General features: G+C 61.7%; 24 protein-coding genes and 2 pseudogenes. 11 read left to right on the forward strand and 15 right to left on the reverse strand.

Annotated elements, in window-relative coordinates:
* Positions 1–40: 40 nt before the first annotated feature.
* The 8 genes from HOY34_RS18450 to HOY34_RS18485 all read right to left on the reverse strand — a co-directional run bounded on the left by HOY34_RS18450 (position 41) and on the right by HOY34_RS18485 (position 10889).
* Positions 41–3268 carry an error-prone DNA polymerase gene (locus HOY34_RS18450; protein ID WP_172365585.1) on the reverse strand — a complete coding sequence of 1076 codons (3228 nt, stop codon included), beginning with the start codon at positions 3266–3268 and terminating at the stop codon, positions 41–43.
* Positions 3265–4740 carry a Y-family DNA polymerase gene (locus HOY34_RS18455; RefSeq protein ID WP_172365587.1) on the reverse strand — a complete coding sequence of 492 codons (1476 nt, stop codon included), beginning with the start codon at positions 4738–4740 and terminating at the stop codon, positions 3265–3267. The genes HOY34_RS18450 and HOY34_RS18455 overlap by 4 nt, the downstream gene beginning before the upstream one ends.
* Positions 4667–5266 (reverse strand): ImuA family protein, encoded by a 600-nt coding sequence (locus tag HOY34_RS18460; RefSeq protein ID WP_366926983.1) that lies wholly within the window; start codon positions 5264–5266, stop codon positions 4667–4669. Before HOY34_RS18460 ends, HOY34_RS18455 begins: the two co-directional genes overlap by 74 nt.
* Positions 5250–5930, reverse strand: a complete 681-nt coding sequence (locus HOY34_RS18465; protein WP_172365589.1) for an SOS response-associated peptidase — start codon at positions 5928–5930, stop codon at positions 5250–5252. The genes HOY34_RS18460 and HOY34_RS18465 overlap by 17 nt, the downstream gene beginning before the upstream one ends.
* A gap of 106 nt (positions 5931–6036) precedes the next feature.
* The gene (locus tag HOY34_RS18470; protein ID WP_172365591.1) at positions 6037–7248 is read right to left on the reverse strand and encodes a helix-turn-helix domain-containing protein; all 1212 of its coding nucleotides are present in this window, start codon (positions 7246–7248) and stop codon (positions 6037–6039) included.
* 183 nt (positions 7249–7431) lie between these two features.
* Complete coding sequence (repB, locus tag HOY34_RS18475; protein WP_172365593.1) at positions 7432–8397, reverse strand: plasmid partitioning protein RepB; 966 nt, start codon at positions 8395–8397, stop codon at positions 7432–7434.
* Positions 8397–9581, reverse strand: coding sequence for a plasmid partitioning protein RepA (repA, locus tag HOY34_RS18480; RefSeq protein ID WP_172365595.1), 1185 nt, complete (start codon positions 9579–9581; stop codon positions 8397–8399). Before repA ends, repB begins: the two co-directional genes overlap by 1 nt.
* 273 nt (positions 9582–9854) lie before the next feature.
* Positions 9855–10889, reverse strand: coding sequence for a site-specific integrase (locus tag HOY34_RS18485; protein WP_216654831.1), 1035 nt, complete (start codon positions 10887–10889; stop codon positions 9855–9857).
* Positions 10890–11260: 371 nt separating this feature from the next.
* On the opposite strand from HOY34_RS18485, the gene HOY34_RS18490 reads away from it, so the two are divergent.
* The 7 genes and pseudogenes from HOY34_RS18490 to HOY34_RS18520 all read left to right on the forward strand — a co-directional run.
* Complete coding sequence (locus HOY34_RS18490; protein ID WP_253944544.1) at positions 11261–12079, forward strand: DUF1403 family protein; 819 nt, start codon at positions 11261–11263, stop codon at positions 12077–12079.
* A 2-nt stretch (positions 12080–12081) separates the two neighbouring features.
* A complete protein-coding gene (scpB, locus tag HOY34_RS18495; RefSeq protein WP_172365600.1) occupies positions 12082–12717 on the forward strand; it encodes an SMC-Scp complex subunit ScpB in 636 nt (211 codons plus the stop codon).
* 52 nt (positions 12718–12769) lie between these two features.
* Positions 12770–12904, forward strand: a pseudogene (locus HOY34_RS18500) (IS3 family transposase); the annotation flags it as partial.
* Positions 12905–13008: 104 nt separating this feature from the next.
* The gene (locus HOY34_RS18505; protein WP_172365602.1) at positions 13009–13398 is read left to right on the forward strand and encodes a transposase; all 390 of its coding nucleotides are present in this window, start codon (positions 13009–13011) and stop codon (positions 13396–13398) included.
* On the forward strand, positions 13395–13748 hold the full coding sequence (gene tnpB, locus HOY34_RS18510; RefSeq protein WP_172365604.1) for an IS66 family insertion sequence element accessory protein TnpB: 354 nt from the start codon (positions 13395–13397) through the stop codon (positions 13746–13748). The genes HOY34_RS18505 and tnpB overlap by 4 nt, the downstream gene beginning before the upstream one ends.
* Positions 13749–13815: 67 nt before the next feature.
* Entirely contained in the window at positions 13816–15354 is a 1539-nt protein-coding gene (gene tnpC / locus HOY34_RS18515) for an IS66 family transposase (RefSeq protein ID WP_172365606.1), read from the forward strand.
* Between the two features lie 14 nt (positions 15355–15368).
* A pseudogene (locus HOY34_RS18520) lies at positions 15369–15584 on the forward strand (SMC-Scp complex subunit ScpB); the annotation flags it as partial.
* Positions 15585–15679: 95 nt separating this feature from the next.
* Here HOY34_RS18520 and HOY34_RS18525 read toward each other — a convergent pair.
* From HOY34_RS18525 to HOY34_RS18545, 5 genes are all read right to left on the reverse strand, one after another.
* A complete protein-coding gene (locus HOY34_RS18525; protein WP_216654832.1) occupies positions 15680–16210 on the reverse strand; it encodes a hypothetical protein in 531 nt (176 codons plus the stop codon).
* Between the two features lie 9 nt (positions 16211–16219).
* Positions 16220–16519, reverse strand: coding sequence for a hypothetical protein (locus HOY34_RS18530; RefSeq protein ID WP_172365610.1), 300 nt, complete (start codon positions 16517–16519; stop codon positions 16220–16222).
* Positions 16520–16532: 13 nt separating this feature from the next.
* Entirely contained in the window at positions 16533–17450 is a 918-nt protein-coding gene (locus HOY34_RS18535; RefSeq protein WP_172365612.1) for a nucleotidyl transferase AbiEii/AbiGii toxin family protein, read from the reverse strand.
* Complete coding sequence (locus HOY34_RS18540; protein ID WP_172365614.1) at positions 17440–18270, reverse strand: type IV toxin-antitoxin system AbiEi family antitoxin domain-containing protein; 831 nt, start codon at positions 18268–18270, stop codon at positions 17440–17442. Before HOY34_RS18540 ends, HOY34_RS18535 begins: the two co-directional genes overlap by 11 nt.
* A gap of 246 nt (positions 18271–18516) precedes the next feature.
* A complete protein-coding gene (locus tag HOY34_RS18545) occupies positions 18517–19098 on the reverse strand; it encodes a plasmid pRiA4b ORF-3 family protein (protein ID WP_216654833.1) in 582 nt (193 codons plus the stop codon).
* A gap of 360 nt (positions 19099–19458) precedes the next feature.
* On the opposite strand from HOY34_RS18545, the gene HOY34_RS18550 reads away from it, so the two are divergent.
* The 4 genes from HOY34_RS18550 to HOY34_RS18565 all read left to right on the forward strand — a co-directional run bounded on the left by HOY34_RS18550 (position 19459) and on the right by HOY34_RS18565 (position 23790).
* The gene (locus HOY34_RS18550) at positions 19459–19698 is read left to right on the forward strand and encodes a WGR domain-containing protein (RefSeq protein ID WP_172365618.1); all 240 of its coding nucleotides are present in this window, start codon (positions 19459–19461) and stop codon (positions 19696–19698) included.
* 104 nt (positions 19699–19802) lie between these two features.
* Positions 19803–20165, forward strand: a complete 363-nt coding sequence (locus tag HOY34_RS18555) for a helix-turn-helix domain-containing protein (protein WP_172365620.1) — start codon at positions 19803–19805, stop codon at positions 20163–20165.
* Positions 20165–21394 carry a type II toxin-antitoxin system HipA family toxin gene (locus HOY34_RS18560; RefSeq protein ID WP_172365622.1) on the forward strand — a complete coding sequence of 410 codons (1230 nt, stop codon included), beginning with the start codon at positions 20165–20167 and terminating at the stop codon, positions 21392–21394. Before HOY34_RS18555 ends, HOY34_RS18560 begins: the two co-directional genes overlap by 1 nt.
* 197 nt (positions 21395–21591) lie before the next feature.
* On the forward strand, positions 21592–23790 hold the full coding sequence (locus HOY34_RS18565) for a hypothetical protein (protein WP_172365624.1): 2199 nt from the start codon (positions 21592–21594) through the stop codon (positions 23788–23790).
* Positions 23791–23964: 174 nt separating this feature from the next.
* Here the strand turns inward: HOY34_RS18565 and HOY34_RS18570 are convergent, their stop codons facing one another.
* Complete coding sequence (locus tag HOY34_RS18570) at positions 23965–24960, reverse strand: hypothetical protein (protein ID WP_172365626.1); 996 nt, start codon at positions 24958–24960, stop codon at positions 23965–23967.
* A gap of 24 nt (positions 24961–24984) precedes the next feature.
* The gene (locus tag HOY34_RS18575) at positions 24985–25713 is read right to left on the reverse strand and encodes a nucleotidyltransferase-like protein (RefSeq protein ID WP_172365628.1); all 729 of its coding nucleotides are present in this window, start codon (positions 25711–25713) and stop codon (positions 24985–24987) included.
* Between the last annotated feature and the right edge of the window lie 195 nt (positions 25714–25908).

Consider the following 25908-nt stretch of genomic DNA (forward strand, 5'->3'; position numbering starts at 1 on the left):
AGCTCTCGCAACACGGTATGTCAAATCTGCGGCCTCCGCCTCAATGGAAGTCCCGGCTCGGGAAAAGCTTTTTGGCCTGCTCCCTCGGGTGCCGCGCTCTGCCCGCTGCTCGGGTGGGCCTGACAGTCTCCCCTGCCCTCTCAGACTCAGCCACTATCCGTAGCTGATGCCCAATAGTGGAAAGCCGGGCTGACAGATCCTCGATGCGTTCGGCGATCAGGTGGGTCACCTGCCCATCACGCTCGATCCGCCCCGTCACCCGCAGAAGGCGCCCAGCAACGACGGCGGCGCGGAACGCCTCATAGACCTTCTTCCAGACCACGACATTCGCGGTGCCAGTTTCGTCCTCGAGGGTGAGGAACACCACGCCCGAGGCGGTGCCAGGGCGCTGGCGGGTGATGACCAGACCCGTGAGCTGGATCCGGCCCTTCGCCTGCAGAACTGACGCCGCCGGAAGACTCTCGGGCAGGTTCGGGCGCAGGATCTCCAGGGGATGGGCCCGGAGGGACAGGCGCAGCGCCAGATAGTCCTCGATCACCTCCTGGCCGAGCGTCATCCGGGGGAGCTCGACCAGAGGTTCATGCTCGCCTTCGCCATCCAAGCCGAACAGCGGCAGCGGTTTCGGCGCCTTCAGGGCCTTGGCCTGCCAAAGGGCATCGCGGCGCGAGATGCCGAGCGCCGCAAAGCCATCCGCCTCGGCCAGCCGATCCAGCGCATCGGGCCTGAGCCCTGCACGGCGCCAGACGCTTTCGACATCGGGGTAGCCGTTGCCGCGTGCAGCCTTGATCCAGATGGCGTCTTCTTCGCGCATCCCCTTCACCTGCCGGAAGCCAAGCCGCAGAGCGTGCGAACCATCAGCCCGGGGCTCGATGGTGCAATCCCAGATCGATTCATTGACCGAGACCGGCCGGACCTCGACCCCGTGGTCCCTCGCATCGCGCACAAGCTGGGCAGGCGCATAGAAACCCATGGGCTGCGCATTCAGCAGCGCGCAGGTGAAAATCGCCTGATGATGGCGTTTCAGCCAGGCCGAAACATAGACCAGTCGCGCGAAGCTGGCGGCATGGCTTTCCGGAAAGCCGTAGCTGCCGAAGCCTTCAATCTGGGAAAAGCAGCGCGCTGCGAACTCCGCATCATAGCCGCGTTCCAGCATGCCGCCGACGAAGCGATCCCGGAAGCCGCCGATGGTGCCCATGCGCTTGAAGGTGGCGAGCGAGCGGCGCAGCCGGTCGGCCTCGGCGGGCGTGAAGCCTGCAGCGACCACGGCGATCTGCATCGCCTGTTCCTGGAAGAGGGGCACCCCGTAGGTGCGGCCGAGCACTTCCATCATGGCAGGGCCGAGATCTTCGACCTTCTCCCTGCCCTGCCGACGGTTGATGAAGGGATGAACCATCCCGCCCTGGATCGGCCCGGGGCGGACGATGGCTACCTCGCAGACCAGATCGTAGAATTTCCGGGGCTTCATCCGCGGCAAGAAGTTCAGCTGCGCCCGGCTTTCCACCTGGAACACACCGATCGCGTCCGCCTTGCACAGCATATCATAGACCCGGCCGTCCTCAGGCGGGATGTTCGCCAGCGTCAGATGTTGCTGCCGGTGATCTTCGATCAAGCCGAAAGCCTTGCGGATCGCTGTCAGCATGCCAAGCGCGAGGATATCCACCTTCAACAGGCCAAGCGCGTCGATATCGTCCTTGTCCCATTCGATGACGGTGCGGTCCTCCATCGTGGCGTTCTCGATGGGGCAGAGTTCGTCGAGCCGCCCTTGGGTGATGACGAAGCCGCCGACATGCTGTGACAGGTGCCGGGGGAAACCGATGATCTCTCCGATCAGCTTCACGGCCAAAGCAACGCGGTTGTCCTCGGGGCTGAGGCCCGCCTCACGCAGCCGGTCATCACCAGAGGCCGAGGAGGACCAACCCCAGATCTGCCCGGCAAGCCGGGCGATCACGTCCTGGCTGAGGCCCATGACCTTGCCCACCTCGCGGATCGCGGCTCGGGAGCGGAAATGGATCACCACAGCGGTCAGGCCCGCGCGCTCGCGGGTATAGCGCTCATAGATCCACTGGATCACCTCTTCGCGGCGCTCGTGCTCGAAATCCACGTCGATATCCGGCGGCTCGCCGCGTTCTTTCGAGATGAACCGCTCGAAGATCAGGGTGATGCTCTCCGGCGGCACCTCGGTGATACCGAGGAGGTAGCAGACGACAGAGTTCGCGGCCGATCCCCTGCCCTGACAGAGGATGCCTTTCGAGCGCGCAAAGCTGACGATGTCATAGACGGTCAGAAAGTAGGGGGCGTATTCGACCTCGGCGATCAGGCGCAGCTCTTTCTGGACGCGGCTGACGATCTTCGGCGGCGGCCCGCCCGGATAGCGCCAACGCAGCCCATCGCGTGCCAGCCGCTCAAGGCGGGTTTGAGCAGGCTCCCCGTCCCGGGCTTCATCCGGATATTGGTAGCGCAGCTGGTCCATGCGGAAGGCACAGCGATCAGCGATCTCGACGGTCCGGCGCAGGGCAGCCGGATAACGATGGAAGATCCGGGCAAGTTCCTCGCCGGATTTGAGGCGGTGCTCGCCATTGGCAAGCCGCCGGTCGCCGATTGTGTCGATGGTGCAGCCTTCGCGGATGCATGTCAGCACATCCGCGAGAGGCCGCCGGTTTGATCGGTGCATCAGAACGTCACCTACAGCGACTTTGGGCAGCCCTGTGGCCTGCGAAATCTCGGCCAAACGATCAAGCCGTTCCTGATCCTGCCCGTCATAGCGTGGTGCCGCGCCCAGGAAGCACTGACCGGCGAAGCGCGCGGCGATCCGGCGCAGATCTCGCTCGAAGCCCGTCGCGTCCAACGGATCGGGCGGCAGAGCGATCAGGACCATCCCCCTGCCCCAGTCCTCGAGATCGGCGAGGCCGATATGGCAGCTGCCCTTTTCCGCGCGCCGCTTTCCGAGCGACAAAAGACGGGTCAGCCGCGACCAGGCCGCCAGATCGGTGGGCAGCGCAACCCATTCCACAGGGCTGTCGGTCAGCACGAGGCACGCGCCGGGGATCAGCCGGGGCAAGGGCGCCCCCTGCCCCGCTTCCTCCGCGACGCGCGCCAGTTCCTTCAGCGCAGAAAACGCCCGCACTACTCCGGCAACCGAGTTTCGGTCGGTGATGGCGATGGCCGTCAGGCCCAACTCAGTTGCGCGCTTCACCAGCTCCTCGGGATGCGAGGCACCACGCAGAAAGGTAAAGTTCGAGGTCACGCAGAGCTCGGCATAGGCAGTCACAGGAAGACCCCCTGCGCATACCAGTCGCGGGCGCCGGATTGAGGCGTGCGGAAGAGCCAGAGCCGGGGCCCTTCATTGGTCTCGATCCGCCAATAGTCCCGCACACCGCTGCGCCAGGCGGGATCGTCAAACCACCATTCCGGAGTGATCCGCTCCGGGCCATGTGCCCGCAGGGTGGTGAATGCCATCCGGCGCCAGCTGAAGCGGGCGGGAGGGCTGCCAGAGACCTGGGCCAGGGCTTCCGCCGGGAAGAGGGTGATGGGACGGCGGGGGCGCCGCTTGGGTGGAAACGGTTCCGACGCCGCATAGGCGGCCGGAACGGTCAGGAAGCTGCGCTCTGGAATGCGGCTGCTGGCCGGCAGGAAGCGTTGCACCGCATCGAAGCCAAGCCGATTGCCGATCCGCGAGATCAAGTCGGAAAGCTCATCTTCGGCCCGCGCCTGCGCGTTGCCGATCTGCTCGGGGGCCAGCGGCTCGATCACTGTGGCGGTCAGGCGCAGACCGTCGATCCCGAAACCGGAATCGACCTCATCCACCCCCTTGAGGAACAAGGCCGAGATCCGGACCGGGTCGCGCATGGCGCGGGCGAGACCGACATCGACCACGGCGGCCGAGCGATCCACCCGCTGCAGTTCCAACCGGACAGCCCGCGCCCCCATCTGGGCCGATGCGAGCTTGTCGCAAAGCCGGATCAGGAGCCGGTCCAGCACCCCCATGACATCCGCCGTGAGCCCGATCGGCTCGGGCAGTGTCATCCGCACCCCGAAATGCGGCGCATTCGCTTCGGCTGCGACAGGCTCGGCTTGGGTCCCGAGCGCCTGATCCAATCGCCGCAGAAGCTCCGCGCCAAACCGGCGCGCCAGTGGTGCCCGTGCGACAGTGGTCAGGTCGACGATCTTGTGCAGCCCGAGGCGGGCCAGACCTTCGGCGACCGGAGCCTCAATCCGCAGTGCGCTCACCGGCATCGGGCCGAGCCGAGAAAGCAACCCGCCTTCCGGGATCACGCCCCCTCCACGGCGGGCAAGTGCCCAGGCACCGCCCCGGCTCTCGGCAATGGCGCTTTTCGAGGAGACCCCTGCCCTTTCGAGCCGCGCCTCGAGATCAGCCAGAAGTTCGACCTCGCCACCGAAGAGATGTGGCACGCCGGAAACATCGACAATCAGGCCGTCCGATCCGTCTTTCGCTGCATGTGGTCCGTAACGGCTCGCCCACCGTCGCAGCCCTTCCAGCGCCCTGCCCTCGCGGATCAGATCAGCCGGCCGCGTGGAGAGCAGCGGACAGACGGCGCGCGCGTCGGCCAGCGGCATGCCGCGATGAAGCCCGGCGGCGCTTGCGATGCTGTTCAGACAATGCAGATGTTCCGCGTTCGACGCCCGGAGCGTCAACGCGAAAGGCCCCTCAACGGGGCGGGCCCTCAGGCTGATGTCGCTCGCCAGCCTGGGGAACCAGATGGACAGCAGCCGTCGTGCCATTCCAGCTCACATCATAGATTCCAGTTGTTCCTCTTTTGTTCTTATTAAGGATCCAGCGATGACGAGTCGAGTCCGGAGGTGAGGGTAGCGGATCACATTTCCAGCGGGTCTCGGCGGCATTACTTCCCCTGCCCTCCTGGATCAGCATCAGGCCCGTGGTGCCCCCGGCCTCGGCTGCCAGTTGGAGCCGTCTGCCCGCGGTCAGTGAGATTGGTTTCTCTGGAGCGGCGATGACCAAAGACACTGGCCGCGCCCGTAGCGCTTCTTCGACGGTCCAGAGCAGGTCGATCTCGCCCCTCGCCTCTATGAAGTGCAACCGCTCGCTGACGCCGTTTGGTAGAGATCCCGGCATTGGCCGATCGCGATCATGCGCCAGCACGATCCAGAAGACCGACCCTGGCAATCTCGTGGCATGGAACAGGGCAAAGCCGTTGCGTCCCCGTCCTTCGACTTCGTGGACACGGCCCTTCAGGAGATGAAGCGGTTCGTCATTTCCGGCCTGAAGCCGGTCACGCAGGGTCCGCACGGGTTCCCTCCGCGACTATCTCAAGAAGCCCATTGGCCAGCGGTCGTTGGAGCTTCAGTGCCTCGCTCGTGTCCGCGGTCAGCCAGTAGCGCCACTCATCTGGGCTAGTAAGGATCACGGGCATCGCTTTGGGATGCACCGGGCTAACTGCATTATTTGGCTCACAGGTCAGGAAGCCGAAGAGCTCAGCCGTCACCTCGCCCTCCTTCAGTTTCCTGACCGAGGTCCATTCTGTGTAGATGCCGGCGAAGAACGCGAGCGGGCGATCGTGTCCGAGGGCAAACCAAACCGGGTGATTGCGAGGTGCGCCGGGTCGGGCGTCGAGTTCGGAAAAGCTGGTGAAGGGAACGAGGCAGCGGTGTTCGATCCCGAGCCATCTGCGCCAATGGGGCGAGCTGACATTGCGGATGTTCGTGACGCCGGGGTCCGTGCGCCTGGCCGTAAGATAGACGGGTGGCGTCGGCATACCCCATCGGGCCGTGGTCAGTGTCCAATCCCGTCCTTCACTGCGGCGAATGATCGGCGCAGCATAGTTGGGGAAGATGCCGGATGCGGGCGCGAGGTTGCCTGCGGTATCGATCAGTTCTTCGTCTTCTTCCAGCACATCACGAAAGACTTGTCGCATCGCGTCCTGGCTTTTCGTCTGAGCGTAAAGATTGCACATCACTCGACCTCGCAGCAGTTCGGCATGAGAACAATCAACGAACCTATCCGATTCCTCCCGAGCGGTCCATCTGGGTGTTTCATGGCTATGCGACCGCGGTCAGGGATCACGCTCTTAGGACGGATCTCACATAGGCATCAGGGTTGAGGATGGTTCCGATCTGCTTTGCCATGCGGTTTTCAAGCTTGAGAAGTTCCCAAAGCCCGAGCTTGCTCGCAGCGCTTGCGAGGATGTCCTGGCTTATTCTCAGCATCTTTCCGAATTCGAAAGCGATGCGCGTGGCCTCTTGGACGCTGGTGGGCTCTTCATAGAAAGCGTTGATTTCGGTCAGGGCAGTCCACCCGGGAAGTTCCTCTGCTTCTCTTCTTCTTTTTTTTGTATCTGAGTCTTGCTCTATGTGGCGGACATTCTGTCCGTCAGAGGCGGGCTTTTGCTCGGTTGGCGGTAGGCCGAGAGTTTCTGCGGTGAGGGCCTGAAAGGTTTGGGGGACTGCTTGGTCCGGAGCGCGGTCCATGGTGGTCTCCGCGCAGGATGTAACATCAGCGGCTTCCGCTCTGGAGGGCAGGCGCTGCTCAACCTCTTCGGCTTTGCAATGGACTACTGCTTGTGGGGCTGCATGTGACGAGAGGATCGCGGTCAGCTGGGAGAGAGCTGCCCGAGCCTCAACGAGGGTCAGTGAGGTACGCCGCATGAGGTTTCGCAACCCGTCAATGAAAGTGGTGATAGCGTCGCTCAAATGGAGTTCGGCGCAGGCCGCGCGAAGTCTGAGGATCTGGGCCCGAAGGCCGCGCAACTCGTCTGCTTCCTCGCGGCGGCGCAAGGCAAGGGCGACCAGCTTGTCTGATTGCGCGAAGAGGGGGGAAAGGTCCAGCCCGAAGGCTCCGATCGGTTTGCCGTGCTGCATCACAGGGAAGCGCTTACCATTTGCACTGTCACGGCGCCGGATCAGGCCGGCGGCTTCGAGTGTCTCCAGATGCCGCCGCAGCTGACGGTCGGTAAGACCCTTGGCGCGGAAGCATAGGGTTTCATTGCTGGCATAGACCGTGAGCAGGGTGGCTGGGGAGACCGGTGTCTCGCGACCATCCGCGCCTTGGCAGGGCAGGCAGCTCAGAAGTGCGTCCAAGACAACGACCGCCCCTTGCCGGATGTTGAGATCGCGGCTGCACGTGTTGACTGCGGCCATGATGTCGCGACGTGAGATCGGCCGAAAAGCTGGCTGCAGGGTGATCGAACCCATGCCGGGGAGCGAGTGCTCCGCGGATTTGGCACAGGTTTCCTGTGCCCCGGCCGCAAGGGCCGTGGATGTGATGTGCTTCATATTGATCAGCGGACAAAACTATCCCGTTCGCTCTGAAGCGTTGCTCTTGATTCGTGATTCGGGGGCTGCTAGATTCAGGGTGTCTAATCGAGAATGCGCTTCGGCGCGGCAGCCTCCGGAGCTTCACAGCTTCGGGGGTTTTGTTTTGTTAGCCTTTCCTCCTTTCTGCTCTGCCTCGGTTGGTTATTCGTCGTCCTGCGGAGACTTCGATTTGAACTCCGCATAGGATTGTTTGATGAGGTCTTGGAGCCGAGCGTCCAGCCAAGAAGCAAACTCGGCATTTGCTCCGCTTCGCTTCACCGTGAGCGTCACTGAGCTACGGCCAGAGCGGATCGTGACGCCGTCGACTGGGGTGCTTTCGGCGATGTCGTCATGTCGTGCGCCGCGCTTTGTCGCCTCGCGAATGAGATGGTCTAAGCGCTCGTCGGACGTCAGGCGCTCGTTTGCGGATCTCAGAATCCCGTCGGCCGTTCTCTCGGTCAGCTTCCCTGCGATGAAGAGTTCCGCCAGAGCAGTCCATTTCGGTCGTCCAGACTTCTGAGCGGCACCGATGAGCGAGCCGATGTCTGCGGGGACGGCCTGGGTGACCTTGGTAAGGTGGGAAAGACCAGCGGCTGACAGGTTAAGCACCGCCTTTGCCGTGGCGGGTTGGTGGCCGGCATCAAGGATCGCTTGGGCGAACCTAGCTCGCTCGTAGAAGGATAGGTTTCGCCGCGCAGCGTTCTCGAGGCCCTTGGCTATGAGCGCTGTTGCATCATCCAGATCCTGGACGTTGGCCCGGACTTTAATGCCTAGGTCACGACAGGCAGCGAGGCGGCGGCGTCCATAGATGACTTCGTAACGGCCTTCGACCTTTGCCCGACGAACCAGAATTGGCACCTGTTGTCCCTGATCTCGGATGCTGTTCGTAAGGCTCTCGAGGCCATCATCCGCTTCATCATCGTTTACAGCTGTAAATGGTGTCAGCCGGTCAACGGGTCCCCAGTCGTCGATCAAGCCAGGTTCAATCTCGCGGATTGCTGCGAGAGATCCTTGCAAGGCTCCGAGCGCGGGCGCCGTGATCTTGGACGGCCGCTCGGACGGCGAGGTGGTGGAGCGGGCGATCGTACTCGCGATGCCCGTCATTCCGCTGAGCGATTTGCGAGCCATTACTTACGCCCCCAGGTTTGCCGGACCATCGTCTCGATCTCGCGGCCGATGGCGTCCATCGAGCCGCGAGCCCTGTCGTATGTTGCTCTGGTCATGTCTGAGCGAACTACCTCATAGAGAGACTGCTTCAGCATGGTTGCGTCACTGATGGCCGTGCTTTTGAGCGCTGTGGCTGACATCACGCGATCCTGAAACAGGGCTCTCATAAACGAGGTGATTTGCTGAGACGGGATGTCCGTCGGTTCATCGCGAGTGATAAGGAGCTTAAAGTGATCGTAGTCGAGCGCCGCGCCGGCATCTTCGATGACGCCCATGTAAGCCCCTGCCAGTTCAAGGAACTGTGCAGTGGAGGAGACGTCCAACATCGATGGGGTCATCGGGACAATGATCGAGGTCGCGGCGGCCATACCGGAAATCGTCAGGAAGCCAAGCTGCGGAGGGCTATCCATCAGGACCAGGTCGTAGTCAGCTTCGACCTGCGCAAGTGCATCGCGGATCCGGAAGTAGAACGGCCTTTCGGGGTTGGAATGAACTGCGGACTCCGTCTCGAACTCGGACAGGACGAGACGGGAAGGGGCGATCGCGAGCCCGGGAAAATAGGTCTGCACGATCACGTCGGCCATCGGCGACGGGTTTTCATATTTGATGGCATCGTAGATCGTGAGCCCATCGAACTCGATTTCGGGGCTGATGCCGCACATGGACGTCAGCGAGCCCTGGGGGTCGAGGTCAACGACCAGCACCCGGTAGCCTTGCAGAGCGAGGTAGTGGGCAAGGTGGATCGTCGTCGTGCTTTTGCTCGACCCGCCCTTGAAGTTCATCAGCTGCCAGACTTGGAGCTTTTCGCCCTCCATCCTGCGTGGCAGGTAGTGTCCTTTCTTCCGTGAGGTTCGTTCGAGAATCTCGCGCGCCTGCAAGATCTCCTGCCCTGAGTAGTAGCGGCGTCCTCCACGGTTGATTGCGGGTTCTGGCAGAACGCCGTCTGCATGAACTTTCCGCATGAACTGACCGGAGACATCGAGTAGCTCCGCAACCTCTGGGGCCGAGAACTCGCGAAGTGTCTTGGTGTTGTCTGGAGCGAACGCGGCGAGCAGATGCTCCCTGATCGCGGCGTTCAGTCGCTCAGAGATGTCAGTCGCGAGTGCTGACGGGCGATCCGCAGATAGCGGTGTCACGGGAATCATCTGGTTGCCTCAAATCCGAAAATGTGGCCTTTTTCACGCCACTTGATGACAAGGGCGGTGATTCACTGGCTTATGTCAAGAGTTTCCTGCATATAGTGTCTATGCAGGCGCATCGTGACTACATGCATGGCGAGGCTGCCCGAACATTTTACAGTTGTAAACGGCCGCCGCACATTGCTGAGCTTGGGAAGCACGGCTGCCGTCCTGTGGGGATCTGTGAATTGGTCGGGCGTGCAGGGTCTCTGGATGCGTAGTAGCGCTCCGATCGCTTAGCTACAGGCCAGCAGCTTTGGTCAGGTTCACCCTGAACCTGTCGCGGCGGCGCTGATACCTGCGTGTCATCTCGGCGCTGGCATGGCCGAGCTGTTTCTGGACATGGCGCTCGTCGACCTCGGCCGATGAGGCGAGACCGGCACGAAGGGAGTGGCCGGAGAAGAGGGCAGGGCGGTCCTTCTCGGGCAGATCGCCCCGCAGTCCCGCTGTTTGAGCGGCCCGCTTAATCAGTCTCGCGACCTCGCGGTCATTGAGACGGAACGGCCCCGGTTCCTTCCCCCCGCCGGTGACACGACGGAACAGCGGTCCTTCGCTGATGCGGCCGAACTTCAGCCAGAGTTCCAGCGCCTCGGCCGGGCAAGTCGCGGGCGAAGACCCGCGGCCGATCTCGACCTCGCGCCAGCCGGTCTTGCCGCGCAAGGTGACAAGCAGCCCGCCGGGAAGAACCTCGATCCAGCCGCGCCCATCCTCGGTCTGGTCTCGGCCCACATCTAGCCCGGTAATCTCGGATCGGCGCAGGCCTCCGGCGAAGCCTATCAGCAGCATGGCACGATCACGTAAGCCACGGAGAGTGCCGCGGTCGCAGGTTTCCAACATGGCCAGAAGGTCCTCGGGCAGAATGGCCTCCTTCTGGCGCGGCGGAGCGGCGTGGCTGTTGCGGATGCCGGCGAGAACGGTGGCGATGTGCCGGTCGCGCCGGTCAAGGGTTAGCCCCCGTTGCGTATAGGCCCAGACCAGCGCCGAGAGGCGCCGCTCGATGGTTGAGACCGCGTTCTTGCGCCCGCCGACCGATTTCGCGCCGGAGGCGCAGGCGGTGATATAGAGACCGACCGTTTGGGGATCGGGGGACAGCGCATCCAACCCCTCGCGTCGGCACCATCCGGCAAAATGCTTCCAGTCGGCGGCATAGGCTTTGCGGGTGTTGGCTGAACTTGCGGCCTCCGCATAGACGCGTGCCCGTTCGGCCAGATCCCGCAGGGCAGGGGAGGGGGCTTCCCGCGTCAACTCCCCCGGATCGGCTGTCTCATCTGTCATGGCAATCTCCATGGGCGGCTCGCGCCGGCGTGTGCGCGCTGAGGCGCGGTGCCACCGCAGAATCCCAGACAGAAGCCCGCGTTCTGCACGGCCTGGCTGTCGCGTCTTGGCTGGGATTTCGAGGCATTTTCGGGGTTCTGGAGCGCATCTTTCCATAGAAGAAGATAACGACCGATAATGCAAGATTATTGGACATTATTGTGAAGTTACAGGCGCGGCGGATATTGGAACCTGATCTAGCATAAAACGCCGATGCCTGCTAGCCTTCTGCCATGCCACGTGCCGCAAGATCTCCCCTGCCTCCATCAATTCCTCCTGCTCTTCCGCGCTGGATCCGGCAGGGCACGGGCCGAGATGATGTTGAAACAGTGATGTTTTCCGCCGGGGCAGCCCTTGCTGTGCTGGACCCGATTGCCCGGTCTGAAGATCCGGTTGGCATCCTCTGGCGCAAGCGGCTGGCGCTCTCGATCGCAGCGGCGATTTCCCGGCTCGAAGGACGCCGGGAGGACGAAGCGCAATTCCGAGACAATTTCGCCCTTCGGAAACCCGGTGATGATCCCGGCCCTGCCGGACGGATACTGCTCGGCTGGCGTGCCCTGGGCGAGGCACGGGCGCTGAGATCGGCGGAGTGGCCCGCGCGTCTGCCCGGCTTCTTTGACCTGCCACCCGAGCCGAGCGCGGAGATTTTGCGCGACCTCGGTGCTCGATTTGTCGGCCGCAAGCCGCCGCTGCGCTTTGCCGCTGAAACCGGGCGCGAGCTTCTCGCTCTCGGCCCGGCCCATCGCGGCCTGGCGCTCTGGCTGGCGGATGCGCTTTTGGCGCGCGCTCTCGGCTGGGATCGGCCGGTGCCGTTGCTCGCGTCGCATCTGCCGCGCACGGCCTTCCGGCTGGAGGGTGAGGCATGGCTTGCGGCCTGCGCGAGTGCCTGGGGCAGGGGTGCGGTTGCTGCCTTTGATCTGCACATCGATCTGACCCGCCGCGCCGCTGCCTTGCGCGCCGCGCATCTGCGGCGGCCGGGAAAGGATACCGCCGCCATTATCTCCGCGCTCCTGACCGAGGATGCGCTGGCGGCCCAGGCGGGGGCCGAGGCCAGTGACCGCGCAGCGCGGCGGCTCTTTGGTCGGCTGACCTCGCTCGGTCTGGTGCGTGAGCTGACCGGACGGCCGACCTTCCGGCTTTACGGGTTGTGACAATGGCGCCGAAGTCATCTGAGCCGCTGGACACCGAACTCGCCGATCTGCCGCGGGGGTTGCGCTGGCGCGAATGGATGGCGCGGGTCGAGGCGGTGCTGTTCGCCGCCTCCGAGCCGGTGGGGCGGGAGGTGCTCGCCCGAGTGGTCGGTAAGGATTGCGCGCTTGATCTGTTGATCGAGGACATTTCCGCTGAGCTTACGGGGCGTCCCTATGAGATTGCCCGCATCTCAGGCGGATGGCAGTTCCGCACGCGGCCGCACCATGCGGTGGCGATCCGCGTCGCGCGCGGCGAGGATGACGCTGTCCGAGAATTCACGCAGAACGAAGCCCTCGTCCTGACCATCATCGCCTATATGCAGCCGGTGACCCGCGGCGCGATCTCGCGCCTCACGTGGCGCGAGATCAGCCGAGATCTGATCGCCCGCCTGCACCGCCAGGACCTGATCGCCCGCGGGCCGCGCAGCCCCGAACCCGGTGCGCCCTACACTTACGTCACCACGCCCGGGTTTCTGGTGCAGTTCGGGCTGGAAACCCTGCGTGACCTGCCGGACCTCGAGGCGCTGGAAGATGCGGGACTGTTGAAGCCAGCGGCTGACATCGCGCTGGATCTGCCGATCGTAGGTGAAGGCGAGTGATATCCCTTCCTGACTGGAGAGGTGGCTGCTGAAATCTGAACAGCTTGGATAAGTGGAATTCCCGTTCGCGGGCAGCCGAATGCTGCAGGGGCGGTTGGTTCAGGAAGGGTTCACGGTGGGGCGGTTGCACGTTGCTACCCTGATGAAGCGCCTGGGCATCGAGGCCCTGTACCATCAGCCGATCACCCGCGATGGGCTGAAAGATAGTAAGCGCTGTCCCAACCCCACCTTCCAGCGCGCTTCCTGATGGGCTCACTGGCATCCATTGTTGTTTGATGATGGAGCCTCTCCATGGAGACTACATTGGAGGTTCTCACGGTTGGTGGGTCTGGCCGCCAGAGCCGGAGTTGGCCTGACGAGGTGAAGGCGCGGATTGTGGCGGAAACGCTGGTTCCGGGTGCTACGGTCAATGATGTTGCCCGGCGGCATGGCCTTCCGGCAAATCGCATCTCGTCGTGGCGGACGCTGGCGCGCAAGGGGCGGCTGGTTTTGCCAGCACCGGAGGATCCGACCGAATTCGCGGCTCTGATGCTCGGGCCTGCAGATGATGTTCCGAGTTCTGTCGGCCCTGCTGTGACCGGCCCGGAGATCTCGTTCGGGGCCGTTGTGATCCGTCTGGAAGTCGGCGCTTCGGCGGATCGGATTGCGTCCGTGGCGCATGCCTTGGCGGCAGGCGCGTGATCTTCCCGTCGAACCGCGTGCGGATCATGGTGACGACCAAGGCCATCGACTTCCGCAAAGGCCATGACAGCCTGGCGGCAATGGTCAAAAACGAGCTGCGCAAGGATCCGTTCACCGGCACCGTCTTTGTCTTCCGCGCCAAGAAATCCGATCGGCTGAAGCTGCTCTACTGGGACGGCACGGGCCTGGTGATGGCCTACAAACGGCTGGAAGAGCACAGCTTCACCTGGCCTGCGGTGAGGGACGGGCTGCTGGTGATGAACCACGCGCAGTTCGAAGCCCTGTTCTCCGGGCTGGACTGGCGGCGGGTTCGAGCCATCGGTGCGAAGGCACCGGAGGCGGTGGAATAGTCCTGTTTTTGTTGGCCCTGCAGCGCTTTTTGCGGGTATTGGCCGTGGCGGGTGATAAACTGCGGCCATGCCGGAGACCGCTGATCTGCTTGAGGAAATTGCCACCCTGAAGGCGATGCTGATCGCCTCGGAGGCGCATAACCTGCGTAAGGACGAGCGTATCGAACGGCTGGAGAAGCTGGTCGCGGCCTTCAGGCACGCAGCCTTCGGACGCAGGTCGGAGAAGAGCGATCCGGACCAGTTCGAGCTGACGCTGGAAGATCTGGAGACGGCCATCGCTGCAATCCATGCCGAAGAGGATGCCGAGGACCGCGCGGCCAAACGCCCCGCCAAGCTGCGTGCCGTCAATCGCGGATCGCTGCCCAAACATCTTCCGCGCATCGAAGAGGTGATTGAGCCCGAGCGCCTGACCTGCGCCTGTGGCGGCTGTCTGCACCGCATCGGGGAAGATGTGTCGGAACGGCTGGACATCGTGCCTGCCCAGTTCCGCGTCATCGTCATCCGTCGCCCCAAATATGCCTGCCGATCCTGCACCGACGGCGTGACGCAGGCATCGGCCCCGGCGCGGCTGATCCCAGGCGGCATGCCGACCGAAGCCACGGTCGCGCATGTGTTGGTCAGCAAGTATGCCGACCATCTTCCGCTATACCGTCAGGCCCAGATCTACAGCCGGCAGGGCGTCGATCTCGACCGCTCCACCCTTGCCGATTGGGTCGGCCGAGCCGCCTTCGAACTCCGACCTGTCCACGATGCGCTGCTTGCCGACCTGAAGCAGTCCACCAAGCTGTTCATGGACGAGACGCGCGCCCCGGTCCTCGATCCGGGGGCCAGGAAGACCAAGACCGGATACCTCTGGGCGCTGGCCCGCGATGACCGATCGTGGGGCGGCACGGCGCCACCGGGCGTGGCCTTCACCTATGCGCCGGGTCGGGGCGGGCAACATGCCGAACGGATATTGCAGGGCTTCGGCGGCATCCTTCAGGTCGATGGCTATGCGGGATACAACCGACTGATCGCGCCGGACCGCATCGGTCCGGACATTCAGCTGGCATATTGCTGGGCCCACGCCCGCCGAAAGCTGATCGAGATCAGCCGCACCGGTTCCGCGCCCATTGCCGAGGCAGGTGTGACCCTCATCCGCGCACTCTATGCCATCGAGACCGACATCCGAGGCAGCGAACCCGCCGCGCGCCTTGCCGCGCGGCAAGAACGCTCTGCCCCGATCCTGGCCCGCATCGACGCCTGGCTGAGCCACCACCGCGCCCGCACATCCGCCAAATCACCCTTGGGCGAGGCGCTGGCCTACATCGCCAAATACCGCGACGGTCTCGGGCGCTTCCTGGCCGATGGTCGCGTCGAGCTGGACAGTAACACCGTCGAACGCACGATCCGCCCCATCGCCCTCAACCGCAAAAATGCCCTCTTCGCAGGCCATGACGCTGGTGCCGAAAACTGGGCCGTCATCGCCTCGCTGATCGAGACCTGCAAAGTGAACGGCGTCGATCCACACGCGTGGCTGACAACCACGCTCACCGCCATCGTCAAAGGCCACAAACAGAGCAACATCCTAGACCTGCTCCCGTGGAACTACGCCTCCACCGTGTGATCGGAACACCGCTTACGAAAGATATCTTTGGCAATGAGATCAGCCGTGACCTGATCGGGCGGCTGCATTCGCGCGACTCGATCGGGCCCGGGCCACGATCGCCGCGCCGCGGTGCGCCCTACACCTTTGTGACGACCGAGCAGTTCCTTGTTGCATTTGATCTGGAGACTCTCGCGGATCTGCCAGAGCGGAAGCAGTTGGAAGACGCAGGTCTGGATGGAGGGTCATAGGAATGGTGGCGGGCTGGCGATCCCCGTATTGGCCAAACGGTGAGGCATGTCGTGGACATTTCGTGACGCTCCCAATCGTGACTTGTTGAGGGAACTCAGGCTTCGATCCTGAGCCCTCTGAACAGAACTTCCCAAGGGTCCCCATCCTCGGTCATCGCGCCCGGTTCCAAGTTTGCCATGTTCTCGTCGATGACTGCGTTGTGGTAGTTCTTGAGCCAGCTGTATTTGCGCCGCACTGTCGCGTTGGGACTGTCGGCGAGACCGCTCTCCACCAACGTTTTGTGCCTACCCAGAAACTCGATCCAGCCGGCGTATTCGCCGTCGAGCTCGCTGAGACTGGCGCGAAGATAGTCGATGTAGTGGAGGCCTGACTCGTCTTGGCGCAGGAGGTTGTTCAGGTGACGCTCTTCATCGTCATAGGAATGTCCTTCCCGCCAGAGCGTTTGGTCCTGCCGGTGGCGTTCGATGACATCTTCATGGATCGCAATGCGCGGGAAGATGACCTCGCCATCTTCCATTAAATAAGCCTGAACGAGGGCAGGCCCAAACACCGGACCACTGAAGTCGATGCCGAGATGTATGGGGCCGATCGTCATCGCGCCGCGCACCAATATGCCATTTGCCACGCATTCGATCTAGATGTGCAGCAGATCGATGAGCTCCCAGACCAAGGGGCCGGCCTGGTACTGAACTTCAATTGTTCTGGTTCTGACGATCGCATCAGACACAATCTCGGCATGGACTTCGCTGATCATCCGCATTTCATCGGAACGGGTCGGTGGCTTGGCATCACCTTCGGACACCTTGCGAAACAACGAAAGCAGGTCCCTGATCTCTGCACCGCTTCGCGTGTGCAGGAGGTTCCTGAAACCGAGGACATCAAAAAAGGTCACAAGGCATTCTTCGTAGTCGGGGTCGTTCTCGAAATCAGTCATCTCTGATCCATCTTCAGCCGAGGAGCTTCTCCAGCACTTCCCCTTGGGCGGTATGCTTCTTGGGGTTTTCTGCTTTCAGCTTGTTCACGTTGATGAGCTTCCATCGGACCGCTGGTAGCTGGGCCGCTTGGGGGCGGTCGATCGCGTCGAAGTCCGGATCGCCGTCATGCAGGGTTCTCAGAAACCTCTTCGCGTCCTCATCCAAGCGGGATTGGATATCACCGATCAGGCGGTTGCGTGTCGCGATCAATTCCCCGAGGTCGACCGCTTCCTTCGTCATGCCCTCGAATTCCCGGGCATAGGGCTGATCTAGATCGATCAGGTTTGGGTTCAGAAGTTCGTGCGGCGGGCGGGGTGAACTCGCAACATAGATCAGAAAAGTACGGAGCAACGCGTCGGTAAACCCTTCATTCTCGTAGAGGAGCTTGACGTCGTAGAGGTCTCGCGGGTGCTGGCGATCGAGTGCCGCATGTAGTTTACCGCCGAACAAATCCTCGAAGGAGACGATGTTCATCGTCGCATATCCGAACTCCTCCTCGACGGCTTCGGAGACTTCACGTTGTTCCGGATCATGCACGACGCCCCGGGTAACGGGGGAGGTTTCGATCTTGATTTCGGCTGCGCCGAGGCGTGCGAGCGCACGCGTGGCGCCGCCGCCACCGCCGGCAATGCGCTGCGCTTTGGCGCCGGTGATGCCGCCTTCGATGGCAGCGGCAATCCGGTCCATCGCGTCGTTGATCTCAGCGAGGCTTTCGGCGCGGTCTTTGACAGGCAAATAGGTCAAGTCGATATCGACCGAGAGGCGTGGAAGGTCGCGATAGAATAGGTTGATGGCCGTCCCGCCCTTGAGCGCAAATATCTCCTCCTTGGCGACATACGGGAGTATGCGCACGAGCAGGGCCACTTGGGCGGCATAGTCTTCACGCGCCATGATCACGTTCCTTTCTTAAAAACTCTTCGGGCACCATGATCCTGTAGCGCGGATGTATCTTGCCGCCTTTGACCAATGCGCGGTCGCCGCTACCGAGGTCGAACTCTTCCGGATCCAGTCGCTTGCGCCAGGCATGGTCGTGGCGGTCGGCGAACACGAAGAACAGGCGTTTGACCTTGATCTTCTTGCAACTTCTGAGCAGTGCCGAGAGGGTTCTCGGGCGCAACGTCGTCAGGCTTTCGAACGCCATGTCGAGGTTGTGAAAGCTCTCTTGATCCGGCAACTCGTCCAGCGCCTCAAAGACCGCGCGTTCTGGGGAGGACATCACCAGTTTCCAGTCCCATGGCAGGGACGATGCTGTCACTCCCTGATTATCTCGCGCGTCATCGACACCCAACTGCGGGTCGGAAAACAGCGATACGCTGCGTGTGCGGAGTTCGGCGTTGAGCTGCAGTTTTTCGAGCCAGTTGGGAATTTTTGTGCCGTACAGCCAGACTGTGCTCTTGTCGCCGAGTGAGAGATAGTGCGCATAGCCTTGCAGGCTCAATGCCGTCACCCCGCCGATATGGACAGGGTAGTGCATGATGTGCTGGAGCGAGAGCAGGCAGGTCTTCCAGTCGAGCGGATTCGTGGTGGCGCTGCTTGGTGCGGGACGGCGAAAGACGCCGCGGCCAAGGCGTTCCAGCCAGCCGCGTTGGACATAGGCGTAGGACGAACGCCGGCCTATCCCGTGGTGCTCAAGCCAGGCGGAGTCCACGAGGAACCCCGTGGGGACAGCCTCAAGAAGGCTCTTTAGTTTTTCGTGCTCTTGTCCACTCATGCGCGACACAATGATATATTTTTAAAGAGGCCGCCACTTGTTTCTGTGAAAGCATGTGAAATAGTCCGTCAAGGAGCGACAAATCCTGCAATTCTCAAAGAGACGGGTGGTTGTCGGCTCTGAAGCTCACCAGCAAAGCAGGGCGTGGATGCACTAGATTGGCTGAGAAGACGCTAGGTCATTCGGATCAAAAAGTTGAAGCTTTGTGCCCCGGCCGAAGCCGATGCGCCAAACAAGAGTCAGGTTTCACTTTCGATTGTGGCGTTCTTTTGCCCATACAAACATCGCACCGACGGCAGCATTGGCTTGCTGCACGCTGAACACTTCCGGTTCGAACGGGCCAGCCCATTGCTTTGTATCACGATGTTCCGGGTGGTGTTTGTCGGTCAGCGCGTCGAGAAATTCTTCGTAAGAATAGGGTCCGCCACTGTCCTCTGGCGGGCACGCGCGCGCTCCGGCAACACAGGCAGGAAAGTCCTGATCTGGTCTTCCGGTCAGTTTGCCAACCTTCTCGACGGTTACGAGATGCCTCCAACCATCGCCGAAGTCATAAGTGTATGTGAACTGACTGCCCTTCTTGACCAGTTTACCGAGCGCAAACCTCCTCTCGTCCTTCCGGCCATCGTTTGGGTCCCAGCTGTCGTCACTTTCGTCGCGGGCCTCGAACCTGTCCTCGCCAATCTCGAACTCATGCAAATGATAGTCTTGCCAAGGCATAGCGCCCTGGAGCACGGAATGCAGGATGTCCAAGGTAATGTCATTCGGAACGACTATCCGGCGCCAGATGGGTGGTTGGATGCCAACAAGTTCGATTTTCAGCTCAATCAACGTATGTTCCGCCTGTCTCACTGGTTCAGTGGTTGAGGCAGTTTTTCATTTTTGAACTGAAGCATTCAAGGGAAACCTTGATTGAGGCTGGCTCCAAGTCTCTGCGACACCCTTCCTGCCAACCGGGTCTGTTGATCTAATGCTCAGGATCTTGTCCCCTCCCGGACCGCGCCCTACTCGGTCGGCTGCTCGCAGCCGCTCTCCCCGAGCTGATCTGGGAATGATCATAGTACCCGTTGATACCGGCATGTGAGCCGCTGGCCGACCATGGGCGTTCCATCACGGTTGTGAATCGCATCGGTCGCCAGGATTCCAAACTGTAGTTGGACGGGATGAGGGGAAGAATGCGATGCTCCGACCATGGATGAGGCCGTTCACCTTCAGCGGATCGACCCCGAGCGCAACATGCGCCGCTTTTATGCGGCGGAAGTCCAGCCAACCCTGTTTGGCGGGGTCTCGGTTGTGCGGCGTTGGGGACGCATCGGCGGGCCGGGTCGCGTGATGCTTGAGACCTTCGATCATGCGGAGGAGGCTCAGGCGGCACTGACGAAACTTGTCACCGCAAAACAACGGCGTGGCTATCGCGTCGAAGCCGGCTGACAGCCTGAGGCGGGCACACTCCTCCTGCCGGCCACTCATTCGGCATTTAAACATCCATATTTTGATGCTATGCATGGAAATACCATAACATAGAGAAGTGAAGGATGTCCTCCCTTCGTGTCGAGAAAGTTCTGCGCCAGTTGGGGCAGGACATACAGGTCGCCCGCAAGAAGCGCCGCATCCCGGTAAAGGATTTCGCGGCGCGGATCGGCGTGGCCGAGGGAACCGTGATCCGGCTGGAAAAGGGCGAGCCCGGCACCCGGCTCGAAACACTCGCCATGGCACTCTTGGCGCTCGGCGAGCTGCCGCGACTCGAGCGGTTGCTGGATCCTGCCAGTGACGACACCGGGTTGATGATCGACCATGCCAATCTGCCCAAACGGATCGGGCGGGGCCGCAAACCAGTTACGGGCACCGCCACCCTGCCGGTCAGTGGCCAAGACAGCGACGAAGGGACGGCCTTCTGATGCCAGAAGCCATCGTCGCGCTCGGGGAGCAGAAGATCGAGGTCGGGCGGCTGCATTTCGAAAGCGATGGCCGCCGTCAGCATTCGACTTTCCTCTACAGCCCCGGCTGGCTGCGCAATGCCGGGACCTTCGCTCTGGCCCCGGGTCTGCCGCTCGGCCCAGGCCCGATCCATGCCAGCGGGCAGGCTGATGCGCGCGATGCCTTGCCGGGTGCCTTCGCGGATGCGGCGCCAGACAGCTGGGGCCGCCGGTTGATAGCGCGCACGCTTGGCGAAGGGCTGTCGGATTTCGATTATCTGGTGCGATCGGATGATGTCACCAGGCAAGGTGCGCTGCGGTTTCTGGATGAGCGGATGCAGCCGCTGTCGCAGATGAGCGATCCGGTGCCGCGCCGGCTGGATATCGAGGAGATCCGCGCGATTGCCGCTCGCTATGAGCGTGATCCGCTTGGCGCGGCCGAGGAAGCACGCATCCTGGCAGGGGCAGGGGGCTCATTAGGGGGCGCGAGACCCAAGGCGAATGTGGTTGAGGGTGATCAGCTCTGGATCGCCAAGTTCACCGCCGTTGGCGACAGCTGGCCGGTGGAGCGCGCCGAATTAGCGATCCTCAACCTGGGCCGTGCCCTCGGGCTGAATACGGCGGTGGCAGAGCTGGCCCTGCCGCGCAGCGAGGCGCCGGTGGCGCTGATCCGGCGCTTTGACCGCCGGGGGCAGGGGCGCATTCCCTATATCTCGGCTCGGACGGCACTGCAGGTGCAGGGCATGACGCCCGGCTACTATACTGACATCGCCGATGTAATCCGCGAGATCTCGGTCGACGCGCTGGCCGATCTGCGTGAGCTCTGGCGGCGGATGGTCTTCTCGATCCTGGTGAACAACACCGACGATCACCTGAAGAACCACGGCTTTCTCTATGTCCGGGAAAATCGGTGGCGGCTTGCCCCCGCCTTCGACATCAATGCGCAGGCGCGGCGTCAGCCGCAGATGGAAACCGGGATCAGCCCGCTGAGCGGCTTCGAGCCCTCTGTGGAAGCCGCCGTTGAAGCAGCCCCCTTCTTCGAGATTTCGGTGGAAGAAGCGCGTCAGCTGGCGCGTGACCTTGCCGATGGGATCTCAAAGCAGTGGCGCGCGAAGTTTCAGAGCCAGGGCGTGAGGGGCGCCGCAGCCTCGGCTTACGTGGCGGCGTTTGAACACGAGCAGATGGAAGTTGCGCTGCGCATGGCAGCGTGATGGTTCGTCTGCAGATTTTGTTCTCCATCGGATCGGTCTGCGAGTTCTGACCACATGGCCTACTGCACAAGTCGGACTTGATCCGCCATGCTGCCAGCACGGGTTCAGGCCGACGCCGGTCACCTTTCGCAGGCATCCTTTTGCACATCCCGCGCTTCCGCTAGCCCGATCGCCCCGGGATAGATGGAAGCAGGAAGATGACATCAAGACATTCAGCACTGACGGCGCAAAGGGTTCAGGAGTACTGTGACCTGAGGCTAGGGCCGGTTTTGCCGACAGACCAGGTCAAAAGACTCTGCCGCTACCTGACAGCACTATTGGAGCGCGGTGAGTATCCGCCCTATCGCGGCAGTAGCCTGGATATCCGGGCGGTGGCAGAATCTTTGGGCATGGAGCCCAGTGATCTCTCCGCAGTGCGCGCCATGCTCAAGCCGATCTTCGATGCGGTATCTCGTGAAGTGGCGGAGCGGCGCCTTCGTCCTCCGAAAGCTCCGCGGGTCCGGCGGGCTCACCCGAATGCTGGCAGAAAGCCGCGTCCCATCGAGGAATTTCCAGAGCCGCTGAATGAGACATGGGACGAGCCCGGCAGTTTCGGTGAAGCGCTTCGGCTGCATGCGGCGCGTCATGGCGAAACCACCTATCATCTCTACAATGCTGTGGTGCGACCGGAGGACGGGGTTCACCGCAGCACTCTGATCTCCTGGGGCAAAGGCAAGAAGGCGCCACGATCTGCGATCAGCCTGGAAATCCTCAGGCGGATAGAGCGACGTTATCGGCTTCCGGAGGGATATTTTGCCAGCAAGCGGGGAGGGGCTGAGCGCGCGCCGGGTGACTTCATTCTGCACGATGTGACACCGGCAGAGCGCCGGCGGCTGGCGTGGCATTTGCCGGAAGATTTCAATCGCAGGTCACGGGCGGAACAGGTCGAGATTGTTGACTGGGTGCGCCGGGTGATTGTCAGCGGATCGACCGATTACCGGCGCTATCAGGCGGTGATGATGCGTCAGCGCTACGCCGTTCGCTTCGCCTGTGCAGCGAGCCCACGGCGCAAACAGGCCCCCTCGACGAGCGATACGGAAGCTGGGATTGTCGAAGCGCCCGCGCGACTGAATGAAGAGATGGCGGCGCTCCTGCGCTTCAAGACCGCGACCTTTGCAGCATTCGGCTTGCAGCGAAACGGGGTATGGGGCGAAGAAACCGCTACGCAGAAGGTGGATCATTTCGGGCTGTGGTTCGGGGCTTTTGCCGCTCCGGTGGAAAGCGAGGTCCATGGCTTCGGGGCCGACCCCCATAGTCTCACCTTCGCGATGATGGTCTTTCCTCAGGTCTGGGACTGGTATTTGCAATGGCGGGAGCGCCGGCGGGGTTTCTACACCAAATGGGAAATCGACCTTCTGTCGATCGCGGCCGCCTTTTGCCGGGAAGAGACCGGATGGCTGCGCCAGATGCCAAACCTGGCAGACCATCTGGTTGTGATCGAGGGCTTGATCTCTGCAGACGACATCGCCGCCGCGCAGGCGGATTGGGGCGGCACATGCGAGCGGATGTACAAACATGCCCGGCGGCGCACGAAGGAGATCGACAGGGTCGCGCGTATTCATCGGGACCCGTTCGAACCGATCCTTCCCGTGCTGGAGGCACCAAGCCCGGTCGGCGAGTATCGTAAGATCACCGAAGAGATCCTTCGTCGTCTCCCTGACGAAGAGTTGCATCCGCGTGCCGCTGCTGAAGCGATCAGAGCCTTCCTGCTCCTGCGTATCGGCATGCACACCGGTCTGCGGCAGAAGAACCTGCGTGAACTGATGCTTTGCGGCCGTGGGGGCCTGCCGACCTCGGAGCGTCGGTTGGAGGACATGAAACGCGGTGAGTTGCGCTGGAGCACGCGCGACCAGGGCTGGGAGATTCTGATCCCCGCCATCGCGTTCAAGAACGCAAATTCGTCGTTCTTCGGGTCCAAGCCGTTTCGGCTGATCCTGCCCGACCTCGGTCGGCTCTATGAAATGATCGATGCATGGCTTGAGCGTCATCGGCAACGCCTGATCGGCGAGGCGGTTGATCCCGGGACTTTCTTCGTCAAGACGGCGAAAAGAACGAGCACCGATGCGGCCTACGGCCAGAACACGTTCTACGAGGCCTGGCGCACCGCGATCCAGCGCTACGGGATCTACAATCCTTGGACGGGCAAAGGTGCCATAGAGGGATTGTTGCCCCATGGGCCACACAATGTGCGGGACGTTCTCGCCACCCACATCCTGAAGCAGACGGGATCCTATGAACAGGCCAGCTATGCCATCCAGGATACGCCAGAGATGGTCGCGCAGCATTACGGGCGCTTTCTGCCACAGGACAAGGCCGAGATCGCGGCCAGGATCCTCAACCAGGTTTGGGCTGCATAGAGTGGAAGGAGGATCGGTTCCCTAGAATTCTAGGTCAGGCAAATGTCGTCAATGGGCGGAAAGCGGACGTTCGATGCGCATCGCATGAAAGTCTGAAACATCTGCATCGCGGACGGTGGTCAGACCGCAGATGAAGGTCTGCTATGCTGAGTTCAGCGGCCAATACTCAACTGATTAGGGCCCTGCCTTCTTCCTCAGCTCCTGGCTGAGTTCTTCGATCAGGTCGGCAAACTCTCGTACCGCGGAATCTCGGATTAGAAGGCGTTGCCCTCGGGCGTAGGTCTTGTCGCCACTTCGATCAATGTAGTCTTGATCTACGATTCCCTGCTGATGCGCGAGAAGATGGCGCTGCTGAAAGTAAACCTTGAGCTGGTCAAGCTTGGCCTGCCCGATCAGATCGACATAGGCGTACCCAATCTCAGCCTTCCACAAGTCCGACCCCGCATCGAGATTCTGGAAGGCATTGCGGCGAGCCGTCTTTCCGCTCTGACGCTCATATAGCTGCTCGTTCAACCTTTGGAACGACATTACCGTGTCTTGGATGGCCTTCTCCAGAAGCGTTCGGATCATCACCTCGGCATCATCGGGACCGAGCGTGTTCCGCAGGGTTTTGCCAAGCCCTGCGGCGGTGCGGATCGTGTTCAAGGTTTGCGTGAAGGTATGGCTTGCAGAGTTCGCTCCACAGCTCGGGCAGAAGTATGCAGCGCCAACGTAGGAATAGCGGCAACCGCAGCTCTCGCAGGATGTATGCAGCCGCATCGGCTCCGCAGCTGCTACTGGCACAAGTACGGCGTCCCGTCCGCCTTTCACGTCCAAGGTGATACTCAAGAAGGAATTGCGGTTCTGGCGGCGCTTCGACGCCGCCGCGTCCGCTCTCATCGCCTTGTTCATAGAGTTGGTGATCGTACCGAGTGCGTAATCTCGGGCAGCCTCTACCTGCGCCCTAGGATACCACGACTTGGCAGGAGCTACATGCCCGCAGGATGGACAGAACACCTCTTCGTCTCGAACGATGTTCGACCAGTCTTCACCATAAATCTTGAAGAGGAAAAGGCATGGCTCGGAAGGGCATTCCTTGTCGAGATACCCTTCGGCATCAAGCTTGATAGGGACGGGTATTTCTTTCATCCGTCCAAGCCTTTCGAGCTCCCGTTGAAGATTCTTGAACATTGGGTCCGCTTTCAATGGTGCTTTTCAAAACCGAATGCCACCGCCGATAAATTCCGGCGCCAGGGGGATTGAGTTATCGTTCAATCTCTTACGGAGCATATCACGATCTGGAAGCGTAAAGTCATAGGGGCTCGCAAGCTCCCTCTCGACGGCCTGAGCCAAGCTGGTCAGTTCACCGGACAGCTTCACAAGACCCTCCCATTTTGCAACGTCATTCAAGATGCGCCGCGTTCCATCCGGCGTCATGAGGGAAGTCGCGCGAGTATGATCACGAGACAATTCATCGAACCAGCGCTCGACACCCGACAGAATCATCAGGTCCCGTGCGACCAGATGCGTGATGTAGTGATTGGGACAATGGTAGATCAGGCTTCCGATGTCGTAGCTGCTGAGCGCAATTTCGACGTCTGCATCGTTCTTAACATTCTTGGCCAATCGGATACCCATACGGGCCCCCTCGTTGGTCTGGCGGGCTTTGGCAGTGATTTCGGCGATATAGATGAAAGGATAGTTGGTGATGTGCTCGCGCGTGTACTTGTTGACGATCTCAACGCCGCGCTGCGTTTCTTCAAGCGTCCGCTGATAGGTTGCCGTGTCAAACCAGTTCGATGGGACCACATCGACTTTGCGTCGAAAGGCACCATCCGAAAGCTGAATGGATTTAGCCGGCGTCCTGTCGACAGTCGCTCCCCAGAAGCGGCGTTCCAAGACCTCTTCTGATTTTGCTCTGAGAAGCAGGACATCGTCGGTCACCGAACCGACACCTGAATACGGAAGGTATGATTTCAAGCTTCCTTCACAGTATTGCCGGTGAAGGCAGACTGAACCGCTCCGGGTTTGCCGGAGGCTGATTACGGTTAGTTACGCGGCGATGTCTTCAATTTCCAGAGCCGCGTAGAAGTTTGCTTCTGCCTCTGCTGGCGGGATGCTCCCGATCGGCTCAAGCAG

Source organism: Pseudogemmobacter hezensis (assembly GCF_013155295.1).
Lineage (GTDB): Bacteria > Pseudomonadota > Alphaproteobacteria > Rhodobacterales > Rhodobacteraceae > Pseudogemmobacter > Pseudogemmobacter hezensis.

Bases quoted from the DNA above. Each gene is read 5' to 3' on its own strand.
- HOY34_RS18560 (WP_172365622.1), top strand. From the start codon at position 20,165: ATGCCAGAAGCCATCGTCGCGCTCGGGGAGCAGAAGATCGAGGTCGGG.
- HOY34_RS18490 (WP_253944544.1), top strand. From the start codon at position 11,261: ATGTTTTCCGCCGGGGCAGCCCTTGCTGTGCTGGACCCGATTGCCCGG.
- HOY34_RS18530 (WP_172365610.1), bottom strand. From the start codon at position 16,519: ATGACTGATTTCGAGAACGACCCCGACTACGAAGAATGCCTTGTGACC.
- HOY34_RS18455 (WP_172365587.1), bottom strand. From the start codon at position 4,740: ATGGCACGACGGCTGCTGTCCATCTGGTTCCCCAGGCTGGCGAGCGAC.
- HOY34_RS18485 (WP_216654831.1), bottom strand. From the start codon at position 10,889: ATGACAGATGAGACAGCCGATCCGGGGGAGTTGACGCGGGAAGCCCCC.
- HOY34_RS18465 (WP_172365589.1), bottom strand. From the start codon at position 5,930: ATGTGCAATCTTTACGCTCAGACGAAAAGCCAGGACGCGATGCGACAA.
- HOY34_RS18505 (WP_172365602.1), top strand. From the start codon at position 13,009: ATGGAGACTACATTGGAGGTTCTCACGGTTGGTGGGTCTGGCCGCCAG.
- HOY34_RS18470 (WP_172365591.1), bottom strand. From the start codon at position 7,248: ATGAAGCACATCACATCCACGGCCCTTGCGGCCGGGGCACAGGAAACC.
- HOY34_RS18535 (WP_172365612.1), bottom strand. From the start codon at position 17,450: ATGGCGCGTGAAGACTATGCCGCCCAAGTGGCCCTGCTCGTGCGCATA.
- HOY34_RS18550 (WP_172365618.1), top strand. From the start codon at position 19,459: ATGGATGAGGCCGTTCACCTTCAGCGGATCGACCCCGAGCGCAACATG.
- tnpC (WP_172365606.1), top strand. From the start codon at position 13,816: ATGCCGGAGACCGCTGATCTGCTTGAGGAAATTGCCACCCTGAAGGCG.
- HOY34_RS18540 (WP_172365614.1), bottom strand. From the start codon at position 18,270: ATGAGTGGACAAGAGCACGAAAAACTAAAGAGCCTTCTTGAGGCTGTC.
- HOY34_RS18565 (WP_172365624.1), top strand. From the start codon at position 21,592: ATGACATCAAGACATTCAGCACTGACGGCGCAAAGGGTTCAGGAGTAC.
- repA (WP_172365595.1), bottom strand. From the start codon at position 9,581: ATGATTCCCGTGACACCGCTATCTGCGGATCGCCCGTCAGCACTCGCG.
- HOY34_RS18570 (WP_172365626.1), bottom strand. From the start codon at position 24,960: ATGTTCAAGAATCTTCAACGGGAGCTCGAAAGGCTTGGACGGATGAAA.
- repB (WP_172365593.1), bottom strand. From the start codon at position 8,397: ATGGCTCGCAAATCGCTCAGCGGAATGACGGGCATCGCGAGTACGATC.
- HOY34_RS18555 (WP_172365620.1), top strand. From the start codon at position 19,803: ATGTCCTCCCTTCGTGTCGAGAAAGTTCTGCGCCAGTTGGGGCAGGAC.
- scpB (WP_172365600.1), top strand. From the start codon at position 12,082: ATGGCGCCGAAGTCATCTGAGCCGCTGGACACCGAACTCGCCGATCTG.